Source organism: Streptococcus taonis, from assembly GCF_029948085.1.
Lineage (GTDB): Bacteria > Bacillota > Bacilli > Lactobacillales > Streptococcaceae > Streptococcus > Streptococcus taonis.
Genome location: NZ_JARZZP010000002.1, coordinates 28,715 through 50,124 on the forward strand (window position 1 = coordinate 28,715; position 21,410 = coordinate 50,124).

The window sequence follows — 21,410 nt, forward strand, 5'->3', positions numbered from 1 at the left end:
CTCAAAGGTTTAATCATGACTATTTACTATTTTCGACAGCTGCTGTTACAAAAGCAGTGTAGAGTTCTTCTGGGCGGTTTGGACGACTTGAAAGCTCTGGATGGTACTGACAAGCCACAAAGAATTTATTTTCTGGAATTTCCACAATTTCGACCAAGCGGTTGTCTGGTGAAACACCTGAAAAGACAAAACCTGCTCCTTCAAACTGTTCACGGAAGGCATTGTTAAATTCATAGCGGTGACGGTGACGGCGTTGCACCACCTCTTTGTTATGATAAGCTGCCGCTGCCTTAGAACCACGTTTTAACTTAGAAGGATAAAGTCCCAAACGAAGGGTACCACCCATGTCCTCAACATCAATCTGATCACGCATGATATCGATGATAGGGTATTTGGTATCAGGATTTAGCTCTGCTGAATTAGCTCCTTCAAGACCTAAGACATTACGGGCAAACTCGATACAGGTCAACTGCATACCCAAGCAGACTCCAAGCATTGGTACATCATTTTCACGCGCATAGCGAATCGCTTCAATCTTACCTTCTGTTCCACGTTGGCCAAAACCACCTGGAACGATGATTCCGTCAGCGTCAGATAGAAGTTCTGCCACATTGTCAGCTGTCACATCGTTAGCATTGACCCAATCAATCTTGACTTCTGCATCATTGGCATAACCAGAGTGTTTTAAGGCTTCAACAACGGAGATGTAGGCATCCTGCAACTCAACATACTTACCGGCAAGGGCAATCTTGACTTGTTTTTTGAGGTTCATGACCTTGTCAACCATAGCTGACCACTCTGTCATATCTGCTGCAGGTGCATCTATTTTCAAATGGTCACAGACGATTTGATCCATGCCTTGTGCCTGCAGATTAAGTGGGATTTGGTAAAGATGATCCACATCCAAGGACTCAATAACTGCTTCGGGCGCCACATCACAGAACTGGGCTAGTTTATTTTTAATTCCTTGTCCAGCTGGCTTTTCAGTACGGATGACCAACATATTAGGCTGGATTCCCAGACCACGCAATTCTTTGACAGAGTGTTGAGTTGGTTTAGTTTTCATTTCACCAGCTGCCTTGAGGTAAGGAAGCAAGGTCGTATGAATGTACATGACATTATCTGCACCCACATCTGCCTTCATCTGACGAAGAGCTTCTAAGAATGGAAGAGACTCGATATCGCCGACTGTTCCACCAACCTCTGTAATAATAACGTCAGAGTCAGTCGTTAGAGCAGCACGCTTGATTTTTTCTTTCAAAGCATCTGTAATATGAGGAATAACTTGGACAGTTGCACCCAAATACTCTCCACGGCGTTCCTTACGAAGAACTTCGCTGTAGATTTTACCAGTTGTCACGTTTGAGTATTTGTTGAGGTTGATATCGATAAAACGTTCATAGTGGCCCAAGTCCAAATCTGTCTCAGCCCCATCATCAGTTACAAAGACTTCCCCGTGCTGGTAAGGACTCATGGTTCCTGGGTCGATATTGATATAAGGGTCAAATTTTTGAATGGTCACCTTCAAACCACGGTTTTTTAAAAGACGTCCAAGACTCGCTGCAACGATCCCTTTTCCAATAGACGACACCACACCACCAGTGACAAAAATATATTTCGTAGACATAGATTCCTCTTTCTAAAATGTTCAAGGTCTTGTTCACTAACAGGGGATTGAGAAAACAAGACCTTCATCAATAACTACACCCCAAGAAGAAAAGCTTCCTGGAAAAACAAAAATAGCTCCCTAATAACTAGGGAGCTCCGACCTCTAAAAGAGGTGCCCGAACAATATATTACCTCAAAATGAAGCATTTGTCAAATAGAACAAATCGTTGACTTGGCATTCTATTTTACATAACTCATTCAAACTAAAAAGTAAAAAGATGCTGGGACTAGGAAATCGAGACTTGATAGACCGATTCCAGCTCCAACTCCTTTTTATTTTTATTCTTCCTCTTCTTCAGAGTCTTCGTCGTCTTCTTCATTAAGATCGACTTCTTCGTCTAGATCATCTGGGGCGATTTCATTTATTTCAGCATCGTAGGCTTCCACTTCATTCTTCTCATCATCTGGATTTTCATCATCATAAGAAAGAGCTGGATCTTCTTCGTATGCATCCTCATCTTCTGGATCATCTGCACTGTAATCAATAGCATCTGCATCACCATCCATGAAGGCGTTAACACGTTTTTTCTTAGCCTTAGGTGCTACTTCTTCATCATCACTTTCTTCAAGAGCAATGATTTCCTCATCGATTTCATCGACTCCATACCATGAACGAAGGCCCCATTTGTTATCTCCAAGTGAGATAAAGCTACCGTCAAAGTTCAACTCTGTATAGAACAAAGGCAAAGCTTCACGAATATCGCTATTAGAGGTACCGAGATAGTTTTGGATTTCATTAACCAAATCACTAAAATGCATTTCGTGATCACGACCACGGAGTTCCAAGATGGCACGAGCCACCTCAATCATAGATAGTTCACTTTTTTCTTGCCCAGCAAATACTTCTAATTCCAAAGCGTTTCTCCTCATTTTTTACTACTAACGCCAGAGTGGATAAACTCCGGTCTCATTTTATCATGTACTCTTTATTGTACGATAATTTTGCCTAATAGTCAAAGGTTTAGGAGAAATAAATGTGAAATATTTCAGCTAATTAATACTCAATGAAAATCAAAGAGCAAACTAAGAAGTTAGCCACAGGCTGCTCAAAACACTGTTTTGAGGTTGCAGATGGAAGCTGACGTGGTTTGAAGAGATTTTCGAAGAGTATAAAAGACCTGGGAGATACACTCACAGGTCCGTGACTTTATTTATAACTTAAAGCTCGTTTAAAGGTTTTCCAGATCCCCAAATCATCCGTTTGAAGGACCAAACTAGCATACATACGTCCGATAAAAGCTGTTGCAGTAACTGCAAAAATCACCGTTATAGCAAGCGAAATCCAAGCTTCTACTCCATTTGCGTAACCATTGATAGCTCTGAATGGCATAAAGAAGGTTGAGACGAATGGGATGTAAGAACCGATTTTCAAGATTAAATTGTCCCCAGAAGTTCCTAATACAGTTACCCCAATGAAACCTACCATAATCAAAAGCATCAAAGGCGATAAGGCCTTACCAGAGTCTTCAGGTCGAGAAACCATAGAACCTAAGAAGGCAGCCAAGACCACATACATGAAGAGACTGACTAAGATAAATAATAAGGTGTTAAGCGAGAAGGCTTCTCCCAAGTGATTTAGAATACCTGAATTAGCCAAGATAGGCATATCCTTAAAGAATAAGATAGCTCCAAGACCACCAACGACATAAATACCAATATGAGTCAAGATCACAAGAAGTAAGGCAAGCATACGAGCATAGAAGTAATGGCTTGCACGAATGCTTGAGAAGACCACTTCCATGATTTTGGTTCCTTTCTCGCTGGCTACTTCCTGAGCAGTAACACTAGCATAAGTAATCAAAATCATATAGAGGAAGAAACCTAGTCCTGCAGCCGCAAAGGTTTGGACCATCTTTTTATTTTCCTTGGCTTCATCAATCTGTTCTGTAAATTGAACCGTTTGAGCCAAGCGTTTTTCCTGTTCCTGAGACAAATTTGCTTCTGAACGGTTGAGTTGGGATTGGAGTTCATTCAACTTAGCGGTCACTGATAACTTAATGCCACTCTCTAGTGAAGTTTCACCATGATAGACTGCCTTGAGGACACTGTTCTCCTGGTCAATGGTTAGATAGCCTTTTATTTTTTCATCCTTGATGGCTTCTTGAGCACTCGCTTCATCCTTATAGTCAAAGTTAAGACCATTGGTCGATTTAAGTTCTTCTGTAACAAAAGGAACAGAACTAACTACTGCTACCTTACTATTTTGAGCCAAGGAAGAACCTTGGAGAACACCAATTCCTCCAGATAGACCTAAAAAGAGGAAAGGCGAAATCACCATAAAGAAGAAACTCCACGACTTGACATGTCTTAGATAGGTTTCTTTAATTACAACCCACATATTTCTCATACTTCCACCCCTGATTCTAATTTAAAGATTTCATCGATCGTTGGAGCTTGTTGATCAAAAGTCGCGATATATTGACCTTGAGTCAAGATTGGGAAGAGCTCTCTACCTGCACTTTCATCATCTAAAATCAACTTCCAACTACCTTGCTTGGTCAAGCTAACCTGTTTAACATGAGGAAGACTCTCCAGTTCTTCCTTGCTTCGTTCACTTGAAACAAAAAGTCGTGTTTTTCCGTATTGATTGCGGACTTCTTGGACAGGTCCATGCAAGACCACACGCCCATCACGAATCATGAGGATATCATCACAAAGTTCTTCGACATTGGTCATGACATGGTCAGAAAAGATAATGGTTGCTCCACGCTCTTTTTCTTTCAAGATAACTCGCTTAAGGAGTTCGGTATTAACTGGATCCAAGCCACTAAAAGGTTCATCTAGGATAATCAAATCTGGTTCATGAATCAAAGTAATAATCAACTGAATCTTTTGTTGATTTCCTTTTGAGAGACTTTTGATCTTGTCCGTCAGTTTCCCCTTGACTTCCAGTTTTTCCATCCATTGAGGGAGTTTTTCTTTGATTTCCTTGGTGTCCATACCTTTTAGGGTCGCCAAATAACGAACTTGTTCAAGGACTGTCAGTTTAGGCATAAGACTGCGTTCTTCAGGTAGATAACCAATGCGAGCATAGGTCTCCTGACGAATATCTTGACCATCAAGCTCAATCTCCCCTTGATAGTCTAAAAATTTCAAAATACTGTGAAAAATAGTTGTTTTCCCAGCTCCATTTTTCCCAACCAGCCCCAAAATACGCCCTGGTCGTGCTTGAAAGTCAACACCAAACAAAACTTGCTTAGGCCCAAAACTTTTCTCTAGATTCCTTACTTCGAGCATCATCCACCTCCGAAATTTATTGCACTCATTATACTCCTTTTTGACAGCATTTACAATGATTTATGTACATTTTTAAATCTTGATTTCAAGAAGGATATTTTCTGGATAGGAACTTTATTAGCTTATCAACAAGCATTTTAGTCCTCCAGATTTTAAGTGATAAATTTATTATACTCATTTCTTGATAAATCCGTTGGCTATGTCCTCAAATGTTCATTTTCAGTCCTGAATTGTTATCTCAAAATTCAAAAATCCACCCCGGAGGATGGATTGATGAGTTAACGCACTTCTGCATGCACTTTTTCTTCGAGCGATGCTTGGATTTTTTCCATGTAGCGTGCGACTTCTTCGTCTGTCAAGCTATCTTCTGGATTTTGGAAGGTCAAGCTATAAGCCATTGACTTCATACCAAGTCCTAGTTTTTCACCTGAGAAGACATCGAAAAGTTTGATATCTGTCAAACGTTTCACGCCTGCAGCTTGAATGGCATCAACCACTTCTTGGTGAGTCACTTCTGCTTTGAGGAGAAGAGCAATATCACGGCTCACTGCTGGGAATTTAGTGATTTCCACAAATGGAGCTGCTGGTTGAAGAGCTTTCTCGATAACTGAAAGGTTAAGCTCTGCTACATAAGTTTCTGGAATATCGTAAGCTTTAGCTGTAACAGGATGTACTTGACCGAGGAAACCAAGGACTTGGTCACCGAGTGAGATCAAGGCTGTACGTCCTGAGTGAAGGCTAGCGATTTCAGATGTTGCTGTATAAGTTACTTGGAGTCCCAAACGAGCAAAGAGGGCTTCAAGGATTCCTTTAGCATAGAAGAAATCAACTGGAACTGCTGCTGTTTGGAAATCTTTTTCAGCAACCAAGCCTGTCAAGGCAAAGGCAAAGCTGTTGATTTCATTTGGAAGTTCTTCTTTTGGATTGCCTGTTTGTTCAAAGACTTTTCCGATCTCGTAAAGAGCCAAGTTTTTATTCTTACGAGCCACGTTGTAAGCAACTGTATCTAGGATACCAGAAATCATATTTTGACGGAGGACTGAACGATCCACAGTCATTGGCCACATGAGTTCTGTAAGGTTACTTGGTTGAGCTGTAAACTCTACTGCTTTTTCAGGAGTTGTCAGAGCATAGGTAATGATTTCTGTCAAACCGGCTCCTTCAGCGATGGTACGAACTTGACGACGAAGTTTTTGTGTCGCAGTCAATTCACCAGCTGTACCGTCATCTTTTGGAAGACTGGTTGGCAAGCGGTCATATCCATAGATACGAGCGATTTCTTCAAATAGATCCGCTTCGATGGTGATATCCCAACGGCGACGTGGGACGCTGACTGTAAAGCTATCTGCATTGCCAGAAAGACCAAAACCAAGACGACGGAAGACGTCTTCTACATCAGCGTATGAAAGTTCTGTTCCGAGGACACGGTTAACGTCTGCAAGAGTCGAAGAAACCTCCACATCAGAAGTATCAAGTTCACCCGCTGAAACAATACCCTTACGCACCGTCGCACCTGCAAGTTCGGCAATCATACTAGCTGCCGCATCAAGAGCCTCATTAACTGTTGCCACATTGATCCCTTTTTCAAAGCGTGAAGATGATTCTGAGCGAAGATTAAGACGACCGCTAGTCTTACGGATAGATTTGCCATTGAAGACAGCAGCTTCAAGGACGACACGAGTAGACTTTTCAGAGATTTCTGTAGCTTGTCCACCCATGACACCTGCAAGGGCAACTGGTTTGTCAGCAACAGTAATCACTAAATCAGTTGTTTCCAACTCACGCTCTTCCCCATCCAAGGTCACCAATTTCTCACCAGCACGCGCTTCACGCACACGGATGTCGTTTCCTTCAAAGGTATCCAAGTCAAAGGCATGCATGGGTTGACCAAAGTAAAGCAAGATATAGTTAGTCACGTCCACTACGTTATTGATTGGACGGATGCCTTCGTTCATGAGGAGGTTTTGCAACCATTGTGGACTTGGCGCGATGGTCACATTGTCCAAGATACGGGCTGCATAGTAAGGGGCCTTGTCTGTGTCAATGCTGACTGTAAGAGCATCTGCTGCAGCTTCAGAAGTTTCTGTTAAAGTAAATTCTTTAAAGTTGACTGCCTTGTCATAGATAGCTGCCACTTCGTGAGCCACTCCACGCATAGAAAGGGCATCTGCACGGTTTGGTGTGATAGACAGTTCGATGATTTCATCATCCAAGTCTAGATATGAGAAGACTTCCTCACCTGGAACGGCATCATCTGGCAAGATTTGAATCCCATCTGCGAATTCCTTAGGCACAACTGAGTCAGAAATGCCCAATTCACCAAGTGAACAGATCATTCCTAGTGACTCTAAACCACGGATTTTCCCTTTTTTGATTTTGTAGTTATCCGCAATACGGGCACCTGGAAGAGCCACCATAACCTTGATGCCTGCACGCACATTTGGTGCTCCACAGACGATTTGACGGGCTTCTTCTTCACCAACATTGACTTGGCAGACATGAAGATGAGTTTCTGGTACATCTTCACAAGACAAGACTTCTCCGACAACAATTTTTGAGAGACCAGCAGCTGGTGATTCGACACCTTCTACCTCGATCCCTGTGGTTGACATTTTTTCAGCCAACTCCTGTGATGGAACATCAATGTCCACCAATTCTTTTAACCATTTGTATGATACTAACATAATTCTGATTATAAGGTCCTACCAAGCAAGACCTTTTCAATTCCTTTCTTTTTCTTCGAGTCAGTCGTTTCTATTTTTAGACTAAGCGAAAACGAGAACGACTGTTTAGGATTGTGTTTCAGGTTTCAATCTTATTTAAACTGTTCTGAGAAGCGAACATCCCCTTGGTAGAAGCCACGGATATCGTTGATTCCGTAACGAAGCATAGCTACACGCTCTTGTCCAAGACCAAAGGCAAAACCAGAGTAAACAGTCGCATCAATACCACTCATCTCAAGGACACGTGGGTGAACCATACCGGCACCCATAATCTCGATCCAACCTGTTTTCTTACATACGTTACAGCCGTCTCCTCCACATTTGAAGCATGAGACATCCACCTCAACAGATGGCTCAGTGAACGGGAAGTAAGATGGACGCAAACGGATTTGACGCTCTTCACCAAACATTTTTTGTACAATCAACTGGAGGGTTCCTTGAAGGTCAGCCATAGAGATGTTTTTCCCAACAACCAAACCTTCGATTTGGTGGAACTGGTGACTGTGGGTTGCATCATCCGTATCACGACGGAATACACGTCCTGGTGAGATCATCTTCAAAGGACCTTTTGAAAAATCATGGGCATCCATAGCACGCGCCTGAACTGGAGACGTGTGAGTACGGAGTAAGATTTCTTCAGTGATATAGAAAGTGTCCTGCATATCACGAGCTGGGTGATCCTTTGGAAGGTTCATACGTTCAAAGTTATAGTAGTCTTGCTCCACTTCAAATCCATCCACGACTTGGTAACCCATCCCGATGAAGATATCTTCAATTTCCTCACTAGTTTGTGTGAGGACGTGACGGTGACCAATCGCAACTGGGCGACCTGGAAGCGTCACATCGACACTCTCACTTGCTAGTTGAGCTTCTACTTTCTTTTCTTCCAAGAGCTTAGCTGTTTCTTCAAAAGCGGCTGTCAAAACATCACGTGCTTCATTGACGTGTTTTCCGATAACAGGACGCATTTCTGCAGAAACGTCTTTCATCCCTTTAAGAATTTCAGTCAGGGAACCTTTTTTACCAAGGACAGAGACGCGCAAGTCTTGCAGCTCTTTTTTATTTTCAGCAGAAATCTGCTTCAAGCTAGCTAGCGTTTCTTCACGAAGCGCTTTTAATTGTTCTTCAATAGTTGACATAATTCCTCCATCAGTCTCTCGTAGATAAAAAGAAAACCACATGCCAAAAACTCCACTCGGAGCGTTGACACGCGGTACCATCCGTTTTTATCTGACAAGTCAGACCTTTATTTCTGAATCCATAGGCAAGTGAATTCACCCAGCTTTCATATAGAGAGCTTTCAGTCACGGCTCTCCTCCCTGATATACTTCCCCTGAGATACTAGTCTTGCAGATTCCTATTTAATTATTATTCATTTTATCAAATTTCAAGCATTCTTGCAAGATGTTTTACGACTAATCAACATAGTCCCCACCTTCAAAACCGTAATACTCTTCCAAACTGAGACCACTTGCTGCGATTTCTTTGGCTTCTTTCCCAACGTAGCGAAGGTGCCATTCTTCAGCCATATAGCCTGTTTCTTTTTCCTTACCTTTGAGATAGCGAACGACAAAACCATAGTCTGCAGCATGATCTAAAAGCCATTGGGCTGCTTTTTCTTCTGTCACTAAATCTCCATCTGTGCCGATAAGGTCAAATGCTAGACCAGTTTGGTGTTCACTATAACCAGGTCTTGCCGAATAGCGGTCAGCCTCTGCCTTTCCATCTTGATTAACGTATTCCTGGTAAAGTTGAGTCTGAGTCTCATAACTTCTAAAGCCACTGTAATGATCGCTAATCGGGAATCCTGCCTCTTGCATAGCTTTGATGAGTTTGACCAACTCAGCCTTGGCTGTTGGATTTTCCCCTGGATTATAGTCTTTAGACAATGGATAGTGTTTATTTGCTACGATGATTTCATCGTACTTGCCTTGAATGCTAAAGTAGTCTCCCTTATTGACCACTTCTGCCTTTTTTGGGCTCGCTTCCTGAGACTTACTTCCCGCGGTTCCTTCTTGTACAGTCTTTTGCTCTGAAGAAGCTTTTGCGTCAGAAGTTGCTGGTTTTTCTTGCGAACAAGCCGCCAATGTTAGGGCTAGTAGTCCTGACAAGATAAGGTATCTTTTTTTCATGATTTATCCTTTCATATGATAACTTTATCCAATTCAACAGATAAAGTTTGGATTAAGTTTTCTAATTGTTTCGGTTGCGCTTGGCAATCTTCTGCTGCCATTTCTTCCCAAGGAACCCACCAAACTGGACCACGACCATTAAGACCGTGTCCCTTCATATCACCCTCTCGTCTGGGGAAAATATGCCAGTGAGCATGTGCATCTCCATTTCCCAATAACTCTACATTCATTTTTTCAGCAGAAAAAGCTTTAGAAACTGCTTCCTGAACCAGACTCATTTCCTCTAAAAAACGAAGTTTAACACTTGGAGGTAGATGATGTAATTCTGTGACATGTTCCTTGGCTAAAAACAGAGTGTAACCTTCAAAATACTGATGATCACCAATAACAACATAGCCTGTTTCCAGTTCTTTTACAAAATAGGGATTTTCCCCCGCCTTAATCAATTCAATTCGTTGACAGATGAGGCACATCTTAGTCTACCAATCCACTATTGAGGTAAGCATCCACCATACGCTCAGTAGCAACTACAGAATCGATATGAGTACGCTCATAAGAGTGACTAGACTCGATACCCGCTCCTAGAAGAGCGTGTTTGACTTCTGCTCCAGCTGACATAGCCGCTGAAGCGTCCGAACCATAAAATGGATAGATGTCCAGCTTAAATGGAATATCTTGCTCTTTCGCCAAGGCAACCAAGTGTTGACGGAAGTCATAGTGATAAGGCCCTGAGGCATCCTTGACACAGATAGACACTGTGTACTCATCTGTCTGCTGGTCATCTCCCATAGCTCCCATATCCACAGCCAGATACTCTACTACCTGAGCAGGAATATTAGAGTTAGCACCGTGCCCCACTTCTTCAAAGACTGAAAAAGCAAAATGGGTTGTTACTGGCAATACAATCTTCTCTTCCTTATAAATACGAAGCAGATTAAGCAAAATCGCCGCACTGACCTTGTCATCCAAGTGGCGAGACTTGATAAAGCCTGTCTCTGTCACGACAGTTCGAGGGTCAAAGCTGATAAAGTCACCAACCTCGATACCGAGTGCGCGTGTTTCTTTTTCATTGGTCACTTTTTCATCCAAACGAACTTCCATATTGTCCTGTGTACGTTCAGCAGTTCCAGCGTCTTTATATACGTGACAAGAAGTTTGGTGGATCAAAATCGTACCTGAAACAGTTTTCCCTGTGCTAGCCACATGAACAGTACAGTTTTCGCCTTCAATCATATTCCAAGGATAGCCACCGATACGGTCCATCTTGAGGCGACCATCTGGTTTAACAGCGCGAACGATAGCTCCCAAGGTATCCACATGGGCAGTTACATAGCGATGTTGCTCATTATTTTTACCTTTAATGGTAACATTCACTCCACCTTTAGCAGTACGGATAGGTTGATAGCCTAGTTTTTCAAGCGTCTCAACTAAATAATTCGTAATTTCACGCGTAAAACCTGTTGGTGACGCAATATCAGTTAGTTCTTTGATATATTCTACAGTTTGATTCATTTCTTCACCTCTTTTGCTACCTATTATAACACATTTATCATCGGATAAAAAAGAAAATCACTCCTGTAGACTTAGCTACAAAAGTGATTTTAGTGATTATTCCATTTCAAAAGCTTCACTTTCTTGTTTATTTGGAAGAACAAGAGAAAGTAGAATACCGATAATAGCTGGTACTAACCATGGCAGAGAAGCCGCCGCAAATGGTAGAGCGTTCACGATATTTGCAAGGACCTCAACTTTAAAAGTAGATCCTAAAACACTTGCAATAGCAATGGCTGTGACAATACCAACCGTTAATTGCATTCCTGGTTTTGAAAGAGCAACAAACTTGTTCACAATCACAATCATGACAATGGCAATCGTAATTGGGTACAAAATAACAAGAACTGGTACAGAGTACTTAATAATAGCACTCAAACCAAGATTTGCAATAGCAAAACCAATCAAGGTAAAGACTGTCGCATAAACCTTGTAGCTGACTTGTGGAAAACGTCCGTTAAAGAACTCGGCAGTTGATACAATCAACCCTACAGTCGTTGTAAAGCAAGTAACGGTTACCATAGCCGCAAGGAAAAGCTGAGCAGTAGAACCAAAGATTTCTTGAGTCGCTTGAGACAAGATATAAACTCCAGGAGTTCCACTCTTCATTGCTTCTTCTGTTACTGGGAAATGATTGCCCAAGAAACCTAGACCGATGTAGAGAGCACTAAATCCGAGTGCTACAACGATTCCAACAACCCAAATGGTTGAAATGTACTCTTTCTTACTTGAAAAACCAAGTTGTTTCAAGGTTTGTACTGCAATAACACTGAAGGCAACCGATGCAAGCGCATCAAGCGTATTGTATCCTTCAAGGAAACCGGCTCCAAAGGCTGAAGCTTGATAAGCTCCTGACGCTGCTTGTGGTGCGTTCCCACCATACTTGAAAGCTCCAAGGATAACCAGAATAACAATTAAGATGGCAAAAACTGGAGTCAAGATTCGACCGATACGATCTAAGATTTTTGAAGGATTCAGCGAGATTAGGTAGGCAGCTACAAAGTAAAGAATGGTGAAGACAATCAAACCTAAACCTTTATCTGCTTGATCCAAGAGTGGACTAATACCCACTTCAAACGATGTCGTTGCTGTACGAGGGATGGCAAAGAATGGGCCAATCGACAAGTACAAAACTGCAAGATAAATCGTCGCAAACCATGGTGAAATTTTCTTAGAAATTTCATAGATATAACCCTTCGGATTAAGGGTTCCAATAATCAAAGTTAGGACGGCAATCCCAACACCCGAAAATACAAATCCTGCAATGGCAGGGAGAAAGTTTTCTCCAGACTGTGCGCCTAGAGTTGGAGGGAAAATCAAGTTACCTGCTCCAAAAAATATTCCAAACAGGAGTAATCCTGTTAAAGCACCTTTTTTAGCCATAAACTCTCCTTATTAAAAATAAAATACTTTCTTAGTATAACATGATTAAAGGCTAGAAAAGGCTGTCACGAAATAATTCTAAAATGTTTTCAATTTTCCGAATTTTAATGCAAAAAAATCCTTCGAGTCCTTTCTCATTTTTAAAAGGTTTCGAAGGAAATTTTTCTTATTCTAAGGCATCCATGCCACCTTGGACATTGACAACCTCATAGCCTTGTTCTGTTAAAAATTGGCAGGCACGTGCTGAACGGATACCTGACTTACAAATCACATAGTAAGGCTGGGTTTTATCTAGTTGTTCATAAGCATCAGCCAGTTGACTGAGAGGGAAATTACGAACACCTTCTAAATGAAGAGCCTCAAATTCCTCTACTTCTCTCACATCCAATACAGAAAGCGACTCTTTCTGATAAAGCTGGTAAAAATTGTTAAAAGTAATTTCTTTCATTTTTCTTCTCCGAGAATTTTTTGTATTCTATCTTTCAAGTCAGGCACTACTTCTGCCTCAAACCAAGGATTTTTTTTCATCCAGATTTGATTACGGGGTGAAGGATGTACCAGAGGGAAATAATCAGGCAAATAATCCTTGAACCGATGCACACGGTCTGTCACCTTGCCACTAACTTTCTCATGTAGATAGTAGGCTTGGGCATACTGACCAATCAAGAGGGTTAATTGAATATCTGGTAATTCCTTCAAGAGTTCTGGATGCCATTTTTCTGCAAAACCTGGACGAGGTGGTAGGTCACCCGATTTCCCATGACCTGGAAAGTAGAAATCCATGGGCATGACTGCAAAGTAACCTGAATTGTAAAAGGTGTCTTCATCCACACCTAGCCACTCGCGCAGGCGGTCACCACTTTTATCCTTCCAGTATAGTCCTGCTTCCTGGGTTTTGAGACCAGGTGCCTGGCCAATGATATTGATACGAGCTGTTTTTGGTGCTGCAAAGAGTGGCTCGATGCCTTGCTCAGTATAGCTGGCATTCTGTGGATCTTCCATGATAGCTTGCTTGATTCTTTCGATTTGAGACATCTGCTTTCCCTCCAAAAAGAAGTCTAAGCATTAAATCTCAGACTTCTATAGCATTATTTGATCAATTCATAGATAGCTTCGGCATAGATTGCTGCAGCACGGAAAAGATCGTCCAAGGCGATAAATTCATTGGCTTGGTGCATGGTATCGATAGAATCTGGGAACATAGCACCGTAGGCTACACCACGCTCTAAGAGACGTCCAAATGTTCCACCACCGATAACTTGTTCGTGACCTTTAAGACCTGTTTGTTTTTCATAAACATTCAATAAGGTTTGAACGAGTGGATCTTCCATTGGTACGTAGTGAGGAGTGTGACCATGTTCAGAGAGGCTAACTGAAGCAACTGGCAAGGTTTCAAGAACTGACTTGATTTGCTCTGGGCTTGTTCCTTTTGGATAACGGAAGTTGAGGGCAATGGTATTGTCAGCACTTGATTCGTCGAAGCGGAAGACACCCGCATTCATAGAAAGAGCACCCATCTTTTCATCCACATGAGCTACTTTCAAGTTCTTGCCTTCGTGGTCGTTCAAAAGAATCTTACCAGCAATATCGAGGTAGTCTTTTGCAGGTCCTTCAAAAGCAAATTGGCTGAGGAAGAGGGCAAGATAAGTTGCACCATTGATACCTGAAGCAGGCATAGCACCGTGAGCTGATTTACCAATTACAGTCACCTTGTACTGACCGTTCTCTTCTTGGATTTCTCCTCTGAGTTTGTGCTCTGCAACGAAAGCGTCTAGTTTCCCTTGCAAGTCTGCTAAGTCACCTGAAATGACTGCTGTTGCTGATTCTGGAACCATGTTTTCACGCAATCCACCTGTAAAGCTGTGAAGACGAGCTGCACCAGTATTTTCACCGGCAAAGTGAAGGTATTCAGTGATATTTCCTTTTTCACCATTGATGATAGGGAATTCAGCATCCGGAGAAAAACCAAAGTCTGGTTTCGCAAGTCCTACATGCTCGAAGTAGTAGTCCATGTCTGCCCAGCCCGATTCTTCGTCTGTTCCGACGATGAAGCGAACTTTTTTAGAAGTTGGAAGGCCCAATTCTTTGATGATTTTCAAACCATAGTAACAAGCTGTTGTAGGTCCCTTGTCATCAGAAGCTCCACGCGCATAAAGGCGACCGTCTTTGATAGTCGGTGTGTAAGGATCTGTATCCCAACCGCTACCAGCAGGAACCACGTCCATGTGGGCAAAGATTCCGAGAACTTCTTCTCCATCACCAAATTCAAAATGTCCTGCGTAGTTGTCAACATTTTTAGTTGGATAGCCATCACGATCTGCGATTTCAAGGAATTTCTCCAAGGCTTTTACCGGGCCAGGTCCAAATGGATGCTCAGCATCAACCTTGCTGTCATCACGTTCAGAGTTGATTTCTAAAAGGCTAAACAAGTCAGCCAAGAGGTCTTCTTTGCGTTTTTCTACTTCTGCTGTAAAATCAATTGTTGTCATTTTTTCTTCTTTCTATCTTTTCTCGATAATTTCATCTACTGGCAAGCGGTAACTTGGTTCCAATTTCTCGTCTGTATAACCCACTGTAATCAAGAGTTCTGGGCGGAAGCGGTCTTCGATATCCAAAACTTCGTTGACTTTTGATTTGTCAAAACCAAGAATCAGATTTGATCCGATTCCTTGGTCTGTAAGAGCCAGAACCAAGTTCATAGCAACCAAACCTGCATTGAGAGCTAGGTAGTCGCTGACTTGCTGTTCGTTATAGCGTGCAAATTCCGCAGGCAAATTCTTCATGAAATATTGAAGTTGTTCTTCAGAAAAGTTATTAGCACCACCAACTCGGGCAATCTTACGAGCACGTTTGGCAAGGTCTGTATCTGTAAACAAGGCAATAGTCACAGGCGCTGATGATACCTGTTCAAAGTTGGAACCATAAGCTAATTTTGCCAGTTCAGCATTTTTCTCACGAACCACCACAAATTTCCAAGGCTGGCTATTGTGGGCGCTTGGTGCCAAGGTTGCGATTTCGATAGCCGTACGAACATCTTTAGGATCAACTGGCTTATCAGTGAAATGCTTGGTCGCATGACGTTTTTTATTTAATTCAAGAAATTTCATAATCGATTTCCTTTTCTAATTCTACTGCTTCCATTTTACCATATTTTGAAAGAGCTTGCAGAGATTTTTCATTAGTGAAACAAATTATCTTTTTTCTTACTTGAATTGTTTATTACAAAACTGGAAATTATAATATTTCTCTATCACCTCCATAAAAAATATATATTGAATATCTGATTGATTGTCTGGTAAGCTAGATACCATTATCTTATGAAAAAATTATTCTTATTATTAGCCATTAGTCCCTTGTTGGTCGCCTGTGGACAAGCCAAACAAGATAGTACTTCTACTGCCACTGCTAGTCCTAAAACCATTGTCGTAGCAACTGCTGGAGACATCCCTCCTTTTGACTTTGAACAAGATGGTAATTTAACTGGATATGATGTTGAAGTTTTAAAAGCGGTCGATGAAAAACTGGACCAATACAAGATTGAATTTCAAAAAACTGCTTGGGAAAGTATCTTCCCTGGAGTGAATGCTGGCCGTTACCAAGCTGCTGCCAACAACTTGAGCTACACCAAAGAGAGAGCCGACAAATACCTCTACTCGATACCTATCGCAAAAAATCCTTTGGTTCTTGTGAGCAGACAAGACAAGGCTCTTACCTCTCTTCAAGATATAGCTGGTAAAACAACCCAGGATGACACTGGAACTTCTACTGCCAAGGTTGTTACGGACTGGAATCAAAATCACTCCGACAATCCTGCTACCATCCAATATTCTGGCGAAGATGTGGCTAAGCGTCTGACTGACCTCGCCAACGGTGAATTTGATTTCCTAATCTTTGATAAAATCTCTGTTCAAAAAATCATCCAAGACCGAGGTTTAGACTTGAACCTAGTCTACTTAGAAAGCAATGACAATCCAAACAACTACATCATCTTCTCAAGCGACGAAAAAGAATTTAAAGAACAATTTGACAAGGTTCTCAAAGAACTCTACCAAGATGGAACCCTTGAAAAACTCAGCAAGACCTACCTCGGTGGTTCTTACCTACCAGATCAATCTCAATTACAATAAGATATATTAAAAACGATTGGCTCGTCCAATCGTTTATTTAGTATTTGTTAATTAAAGCAACTCTTACAAAAAATCAAAATAATTCTTGACATCCTCTACATAGCCATGCTTTTCATTGAGGCTGGCTAACAAATCTCTATTATGGCCTTGATAGTTGTCCTCACGTCGCAACTCTTCATACATTTCGATAAAAGGAAGGCCTTTGGTCTTAGCTGATTCTAGCTCTGCTTCATAGTCATAGGCGACTTTTCGAAATTGGATATTGACCAATTCACCATTTTCAAGCTCAAGTAAGGTATACTGGGCTCGGTGATTTTTCAGTCCTTCCCAGTTAAAATAAGGCATACCAATCGAACCTGGATTGATGATTTGTTGGCCTTGGCTACCATAACGTAGGAGCTGTTTATGGACATGCCCATAGACGGCTACATCCGTAGTTTCATCAAGTAACTGGTCAAATTTTTCGGTATTATTTTCAACCAGCAAATCACCACCATAATTTTTCTCAGGTAAATTATGAGAAAGAGAAAAACGTAAGCCTTCAACTTCTTTCTTGGCTACCATAGGCAGATTTCTCAACCAATCAATATGCTCTGGCTTTAGGTCCTCCATCAGATATTGAGTCATCCTGAGAAGCTGAATTTCTTTAGGATCCTCTAAACCATATTGTCCATCTAAAACCTCTAACACACAATCATCCCAGTTGCCTCGAACCGATGCTGTAATGGGAAGGTCTTTTAAAAGAGCCACCAAGTCATTTGCTCCCGGTCCAGGAAGAAAAATATCTCCCAAAAGCCAATATTCAGTCGCTTCCAAATTTTTAGCGTCCTCAAGCACTCCAGCTAAGGCGGTCGTGTTGCCGTGAATGTCTGATAAAATTGCAATCTTATGGTTCATTTTCTGCTCTTTCTTTATTGGATAGCATTCAGGGTATCCAACTCACTCTTATTTTTCTTCATTATAGCATAAAATCGCTAGAAGATTTTCACATAGAAATATTACCACCGACATTCTTTTAAAAATATGTCAAAAATAGTTGACATTTTATTTTCAAAAGAATATACTATAGTCAAATATATGTGACACAATCTAAAAAGGAGGAAGCATGAATCGTGTGAAAGAATTCCGCAAGGAACTGGGCAAGTCCCAACTCGAACTTGCCAAGGATATCGGTGTCTCGAGACAAACCATCAATATGATTGAAAACGATAAATACAATCCCACCCTGGAACTCTGTCTCAATCTCGCTCGAAGCCTCCAAACTGACCTCAACAGTCTCTTTTGGGAGGATGATTGTTAAAAAGGAGAAGAAAAATGAAAAAAGAAACTATCACTGAAAAGCTCATCAAACGCACTTACGGTATTTCTGATCCACTGGACGAATACAAACGGCGCGAAGCTGACCGCATCGGAAATAAAGTCTTTATGATTCTCTTTTATCTGATGATTTTCGGAAATCTTATTCCACTCGTTCTAGCCTATAAATATCCTCAACTAGTGGCTCTAGTCTATCCTCCTCTGATTTTAGTGATTGCCCTCATCTCTGCTGGCTACGTCACCTACCAAATGCAAAAAACAGGGATTACAACTATTGAACCAGATATGTTGAGTGAGAAAGAAAATAAGCAACTACACTACCCTGGTCTTAAAGCAGGTTTGTTCTTTGGCCTATGGATGTTTTTTATAACCCCTCTTCTCCATATACTTACTGGTGAAGGTCAGGACTATTTCCATTCTCTTCTCACTATAAGAAATGGTTTAGCAAGCATTTTCGGTTCTATCTTCTTCGGAGCGAGCATACAGTTCCTCATCTCCCGTCGCATTGCAAAAGCCAAGAAAAATCAGGATAATGATTAGGAGGAAACTCATGAAAAAAGAAAAGAAACAGTTACGTTATCCTGGTCTGAAAGCAGGTTCGATTTATGGAACAGTGATATTTTTTATAATTCCACTCATTGATACCCTAACAAGTGAAAATCCAAATTTTATCAGTTCTCTTCTAAATACAAAACATATTTTTAAAACTATACTGGGAGCTTTCTTTTTCGGAGTGATGGTGCATATTGTCGACTCACTTCGTATTGTAAGAGCTAAAAAAGACCAGGATTAGGAGGTGCCTTATGAAATCACTAGTAACTTTACTTACCTATCATCTTTTGTTTGCTTCACTGCTCATCTTCATCATCGTTTCAGGGAACTTGCCAATCTACGATATAGTCCTCCTTCCAGTCTTTGTTCCAGCACTCAACAAAGGATTGACTTACCTAAAGATCGACTCTCAAAAAACGCGCATACTCAACTTAGCACTATTCTTTATGATTCTATCCTTTCTATCCTTACCACAACTGACGGTTATTTCAAACGATTGGAAATATTATCTATTGCTAACTATCGCTATCCTTTCTTCTATTACTTATCTTTATTATCTCTATCAATTCGTAAAAGAAAAAAAGTAACATTATCATTCAGGAGAAATCATCCATGAAAAAAGAACCCCTCTATGAAAAACTAATCAAACGTATCTATGGCATTTCAGGGCCACTTGATGAACACAAACGACGCGAGGCTGACCGCATCGGGAATAAAGTCTTTATGATTCTCTTTTACCTCATGACTCTAGGCAATTTCATCCCCTTTGTCCTTGCTTATAAATATCCCCAAGTAGTCGCTTTCGGATATCCAATCATTATTTTTCTGGTTTCCTTGGTTTGTGCTCTCTATGTCACTACTCAAACTAAAAAAACTAGTATTGCTGCTATCGATCCTGATATGTTGAGCCAGAAGGAAAAGAAACAGTTACGTAATCCTGGACTTAAAGCTGGTCTAGTCTATGGAATAGCCATGTTCTTTGGAATGCCACTTCTCGATATCCTAATGGATGATAGCAAAAGCTATCTTACCGCTCTTTTGAATACAAGAAGTATCTTGTCAACCATCGTTGCAGCCTTCTTTTTCGGATTAACAGTGTATATTGTCATCACTCTTCGGATTCAAAAAGCTAGAGAAGATCAAGACGACGATTAGGAGGAAACTTATGAAATCACTACAAACTTTAATTCTCAGTCATATTTTGGTCAGTATCTTTATGACAGTTTTCCTAGTTTATGGCCAAATTACGCGTCCTTTTCTGATCATCTTCCTCTTAGCTCTTCCTGTCTTGAACAAAGGACAAAGATTTCAGAAAATCACATCAAAAAAAATACGCCTCTTAAACGCATCTCTCTGCTTTATCCTCGTATCTTTCCCACAACTGTTAACGAATTCTATGGATTGGAGATATCTATTATTTCTAACCATCTGTATCGTTTTTAGTCTAGTCTACTTCTATACTCTCTATCAACTTTTTAAAGAAGTTAATCAAAAACAAGGTTATTAAGAGGTCACTACCATGAAAAAAGAAGACTTAACCACTCGCTTAGTTCGAAATTTCTTTCATATCCAAGGACCCTTTGATGAATGCCGTCAAGAGGTCATCTACAAAGCTTGTGCCCGTTCCATGGTCCAAATATTTTACTCTTCCTTCTTTCTCTTCCTATTCTATCTTTTGTTTGGGCGCTTTATAGAGATAGTTCAAACGGCTATGCCCTATCTCTACTTCTTGATGATTTTTGCCCTCAGTCTCAAGGCAAGATATACTACTAGAGGGCTCCACTTAGAAGATGATGATCAATCCGAGATTCCACAAATCACTTACAGCAAGCGCCAAATCAAGTTAAGAAGTTGGTTAGTTGGAACTAGCATCCCAACTCTCTACTTATTTATCCTATTTTCCAAAAAAGTACTTCTTGAAAATCACTCCATTACAGATTTCTTCTTGCAGTTTCTAGAACTCAAAATGATCGCATTTTTCCTACTAGTAGGACTTGGAGTAGGATCAATCTTCGGTACTATGACTTATTATTTTTTATCCGAACATGAAGAACAGTAGGAGAAAGCTTGGATTACAGTTTATAAGCTGATTGGCAAAAACCTCACTTTATTGCAAAATCCCAGTAAATGTTTTCATGATAAAACGCATAACATCAAGTTTTTTGAATTCCTGATATTATGCGTTTTTATGATTTTAAAGACAGTTTACCCCATTTCTTTTACAAAACAAAAAAGCCATCTTTACAGATGACTTTCTAGCAACCGAATCGGTGCTCACTTTTTCAAGTTTGTATACGGACAAAGCCTTATTTTAACTTTGCTGTGTTGTTTCGAATAGTTCCAACGAATTAATTGTACTATATTTTACAAAGATTATCAAGTAAAATGAGAAGCAAATTTCAAATATTACAAAAAAGTTCTTTTAAGCCCTAAAAATAGCTCTAACCCTCTTCTACTATCTTTCGAAACAACACAGCTCTAAAACAATTTGTTGATATGCCTACAGAGGGTAAAGGTTTTGGAACCATTCGAAACAACACAGCTCTAAAACTTTTGAAGATTCTCTTCACTATACTCAGGAGTTTTGGAACCATTCGAAACAACACAGCTCTAAAACAAGCTCTATCCAACTCCGCCCAATATTGTTGTTTTGGAACCATTCGAAACAACACAGCTCTAAAACTTTAGGTAAGGCAAATGTACAAAGTTGATGGTTTTGG

At 40.8% G+C, this 21,410-nt stretch carries 23 protein-coding genes and 1 CRISPR repeat array (1 of these 24 cut by a window edge); of the genes, 8 read left to right on the forward strand and 15 right to left on the reverse strand.

The annotated features are described in order from the left end of the window. Window positions 1–19: 19 nt before the first annotated feature. From QEZ38_RS01035 to QEZ38_RS01100, 14 genes are all read right to left on the reverse strand, one after another. Window positions 20–1,627, reverse strand: a complete 1,608-nt coding sequence (locus tag QEZ38_RS01035) for a CTP synthase (RefSeq protein WP_281334723.1) — start codon at window positions 1,625–1,627, stop codon at window positions 20–22. Window positions 1,628–1,947: 320 nt separating this feature from the next. Further along, window positions 1,948–2,523, reverse strand: coding sequence for a DNA-directed RNA polymerase subunit delta (gene rpoE / locus QEZ38_RS01040; protein WP_000418422.1), 576 nt, complete (start codon window positions 2,521–2,523; stop codon window positions 1,948–1,950). A gap of 292 nt (window positions 2,524–2,815) precedes the next feature. Then, entirely contained in the window at window positions 2,816–4,015 is a 1,200-nt protein-coding gene (locus QEZ38_RS01045) for an ABC transporter permease (RefSeq protein ID WP_281334724.1), read from the reverse strand. Then, a complete protein-coding gene (locus tag QEZ38_RS01050) occupies window positions 4,012–4,905 on the reverse strand; it encodes an ABC transporter ATP-binding protein (protein ID WP_006147212.1) in 894 nt (297 codons plus the stop codon). Before QEZ38_RS01050 ends, QEZ38_RS01045 begins: the two co-directional genes overlap by 4 nt. A gap of 278 nt (window positions 4,906–5,183) precedes the next feature. Then, entirely contained in the window at window positions 5,184–7,589 is a 2,406-nt protein-coding gene (pheT, locus tag QEZ38_RS01055; RefSeq protein ID WP_281334725.1) for a phenylalanine--tRNA ligase subunit beta, read from the reverse strand. 131 nt (window positions 7,590–7,720) lie between these two features. Continuing rightward, window positions 7,721–8,767 carry a phenylalanine--tRNA ligase subunit alpha gene (gene pheS / locus QEZ38_RS01060; protein WP_281334726.1) on the reverse strand — a complete coding sequence of 349 codons (1,047 nt, stop codon included), beginning with the start codon at window positions 8,765–8,767 and terminating at the stop codon, window positions 7,721–7,723. Window positions 8,768–9,043: 276 nt separating this feature from the next. After that, entirely contained in the window at window positions 9,044–9,760 is a 717-nt protein-coding gene (gene ldcB, locus QEZ38_RS01065; protein ID WP_281334727.1) for an LD-carboxypeptidase LdcB/DacB, read from the reverse strand. Window positions 9,761–9,771: 11 nt separating this feature from the next. Then, window positions 9,772–10,233, reverse strand: a complete 462-nt coding sequence (locus QEZ38_RS01070; RefSeq protein ID WP_153225196.1) for an HIT family protein — start codon at window positions 10,231–10,233, stop codon at window positions 9,772–9,774. Between the two features lies 1 nt (window position 10,234). Further along, a complete protein-coding gene (locus QEZ38_RS01075) occupies window positions 10,235–11,272 on the reverse strand; it encodes a M42 family metallopeptidase (protein WP_281334728.1) in 1,038 nt (345 codons plus the stop codon). A 96-nt stretch (window positions 11,273–11,368) separates the two neighbouring features. Beyond that, a complete protein-coding gene (gene brnQ / locus QEZ38_RS01080; protein WP_281334729.1) occupies window positions 11,369–12,694 on the reverse strand; it encodes a branched-chain amino acid transport system II carrier protein in 1,326 nt (441 codons plus the stop codon). Between the two features lie 166 nt (window positions 12,695–12,860). Next, window positions 12,861–13,142, reverse strand: a complete 282-nt coding sequence (locus QEZ38_RS01085; protein WP_153225193.1) for a rhodanese-like domain-containing protein — start codon at window positions 13,140–13,142, stop codon at window positions 12,861–12,863. Further along, a complete protein-coding gene (locus QEZ38_RS01090) occupies window positions 13,139–13,729 on the reverse strand; it encodes a uracil-DNA glycosylase family protein (protein ID WP_153225192.1) in 591 nt (196 codons plus the stop codon). Before QEZ38_RS01090 ends, QEZ38_RS01085 begins: the two co-directional genes overlap by 4 nt. Window positions 13,730–13,782: 53 nt before the next feature. Further along, window positions 13,783–15,183 carry a dipeptidase PepV gene (pepV, locus tag QEZ38_RS01095; RefSeq protein WP_281334730.1) on the reverse strand — a complete coding sequence of 467 codons (1,401 nt, stop codon included), beginning with the start codon at window positions 15,181–15,183 and terminating at the stop codon, window positions 13,783–13,785. Between the two features lie 12 nt (window positions 15,184–15,195). Next, window positions 15,196–15,801, reverse strand: a complete 606-nt coding sequence (locus QEZ38_RS01100; protein ID WP_000670164.1) for a nitroreductase family protein — start codon at window positions 15,799–15,801, stop codon at window positions 15,196–15,198. Window positions 15,802–16,011: 210 nt separating this feature from the next. Between QEZ38_RS01100 and QEZ38_RS01105 the strand changes: the two genes are divergently transcribed. Beyond that, entirely contained in the window at window positions 16,012–16,821 is an 810-nt protein-coding gene (locus QEZ38_RS01105) for an amino acid ABC transporter substrate-binding protein (protein WP_281334731.1), read from the forward strand. Window positions 16,822–16,884: 63 nt separating this feature from the next. Here the strand turns inward: QEZ38_RS01105 and QEZ38_RS01110 are convergent, their stop codons facing one another. Continuing rightward, entirely contained in the window at window positions 16,885–17,718 is an 834-nt protein-coding gene (locus QEZ38_RS01110; protein WP_281334732.1) for a metallophosphoesterase family protein, read from the reverse strand. 208 nt (window positions 17,719–17,926) lie between these two features. Here QEZ38_RS01110 and QEZ38_RS01115 point away from each other — a divergent pair, with 208 nt between their 5' ends. Genes QEZ38_RS01115 through QEZ38_RS01145 form a run of 7 tightly spaced genes read left to right on the forward strand, consistent with a single transcriptional unit; the run spans window position 17,927 to window position 20,749 of the window. Then, window positions 17,927–18,121: a helix-turn-helix transcriptional regulator gene (locus QEZ38_RS01115; RefSeq protein ID WP_001082477.1), complete on the forward strand. Its 195-nt coding sequence runs from the start codon at window positions 17,927–17,929 to the stop codon at window positions 18,119–18,121. A gap of 14 nt (window positions 18,122–18,135) precedes the next feature. Next, entirely contained in the window at window positions 18,136–18,678 is a 543-nt protein-coding gene (locus QEZ38_RS01120) for a DUF3278 domain-containing protein (RefSeq protein ID WP_281334733.1), read from the forward strand. Between the two features lie 10 nt (window positions 18,679–18,688). After that, entirely contained in the window at window positions 18,689–18,931 is a 243-nt protein-coding gene (locus QEZ38_RS01125) for a hypothetical protein (RefSeq protein ID WP_049548368.1), read from the forward strand. Window positions 18,932–18,941: 10 nt separating this feature from the next. Further along, window positions 18,942–19,277: a hypothetical protein gene (locus QEZ38_RS01130; RefSeq protein ID WP_281334734.1), complete on the forward strand. Its 336-nt coding sequence runs from the start codon at window positions 18,942–18,944 to the stop codon at window positions 19,275–19,277. Window positions 19,278–19,302: 25 nt separating this feature from the next. Further along, window positions 19,303–19,845 (forward strand): DUF3278 domain-containing protein, encoded by a 543-nt coding sequence (locus tag QEZ38_RS01135; RefSeq protein WP_281334735.1) that lies wholly within the window; start codon window positions 19,303–19,305, stop codon window positions 19,843–19,845. Between the two features lie 10 nt (window positions 19,846–19,855). After that, entirely contained in the window at window positions 19,856–20,197 is a 342-nt protein-coding gene (locus tag QEZ38_RS01140) for a hypothetical protein (RefSeq protein ID WP_075228452.1), read from the forward strand. Between the two features lie 12 nt (window positions 20,198–20,209). Next, entirely contained in the window at window positions 20,210–20,749 is a 540-nt protein-coding gene (locus QEZ38_RS01145) for a DUF3278 domain-containing protein (RefSeq protein WP_281334736.1), read from the forward strand. 390 nt (window positions 20,750–21,139) lie between these two features. Beyond that, a CRISPR array of direct repeats spans window positions 21,140–21,410; the repeat unit is 36 nt; unit sequence GTTTTGGAACCATTCGAAACAACACAGCTCTAAAAC; it runs 227 nt beyond the window's last position.